Below are 916 nucleotides of genomic sequence, written 5' to 3' on the forward strand. Positions count from 1 at the left end.
CAATAGCTGCAGGGAAACGCCCGGTCCCATTCCGAACCCGGAAGCTAAGCCTGCACACGCTGATGGTACTGCAACCGGGAGGTTGTGGGAGAGTAAGTCACCGCCGACACCAAACAACAAAAACACAACAAAATACAAACAAAGAAGAGGACGGTATACCACCGCCCTCTTCTTTCGTCGTTTTGCTAGTCTCAAACGCATGGACCAAAGGCAGATTTCTACTGTGGTGGAACAAGTAGAGCAGAGAATTCAAGGCTTAAAGGATGTCGATAAGCTTCTGGCCTATTTAGACAGCTTGCATCCGGATGAACTGGGTGGTGTGGAGTTCCTCGTTGATCGCATGTTTGAAGACGAGCGTAACCAAATATGGGATCTGACGGAATCTCTCAAGGAATTCCTTGCGGATTTAAAGGAATGCCAGAAGTAAGGCAGACGCTCGCCGAAGTAACCATTAACTTTGTAAAGCCCACCGGACTAAACTGGGCTGGCCCCGACGATTCGGGCCAGTACGCCGACCAGGTGTGGCAGGCCGGCGAGCTGCTCCAGACGGCCATGTTTGAACCTCATCTTTTAGCCGGCTATGGAATTGAGCCAATTAAGGCTCAAGATATCTTCCCAGTGGCGCAACGCGCAGTTGACGAAGTTCTGCAACAGTTGCCGCTTATTGAGGATGTCAACGACGCCGTGCGTTGGAGTGCCGAGCGCTTGGCGCAGGAACTACCTCATGCAGCTCAACTTTCAAAGGTTGACGGGCTGTACTTGGCCCAGTGGCTGTTGGGCATTCTTGAGTCGCCGTAGGGCCTGACCCCCGGAAAGTGGACACGTCGGGGGTTAGCTATGCTGCTCTAGTCAGTGTAGCTGAATTCTCGGCTTCAAAGACGTCAGGAGCTGAAAGATTGCACCAGGAGTGCCGTCG

At 52.7% G+C, this 916-nt stretch carries 1 protein-coding gene and 1 rRNA gene; both read left to right on the forward strand.

Translation table 11 applies throughout. The features are described from left to right. Positions 1–109, forward strand: a 5S ribosomal RNA gene (gene rrf, locus RAE07_RS11910); the annotation flags it as partial. A gap of 305 nt (positions 110–414) precedes the next feature. Then, positions 415–798: a hypothetical protein gene (locus tag RAE07_RS11915; protein WP_317001923.1), complete on the forward strand. Its 384-nt coding sequence runs from the start codon at positions 415–417 to the stop codon at positions 796–798. Positions 799–916: the final 118 nt, after the last annotated feature.

The sequence above is a fragment of the Corynebacterium nasorum genome (assembly GCF_032821635.1).
GTDB lineage: Bacteria > Actinomycetota > Actinomycetes > Mycobacteriales > Mycobacteriaceae > Corynebacterium > Corynebacterium kefirresidentii.

Bases quoted from the DNA above. Each gene is read 5' to 3' on its own strand.
- RAE07_RS11915 (WP_317001923.1), top strand. From the start codon at position 415: ATGCCAGAAGTAAGGCAGACGCTCGCCGAAGTAACCATTAACTTTGTA.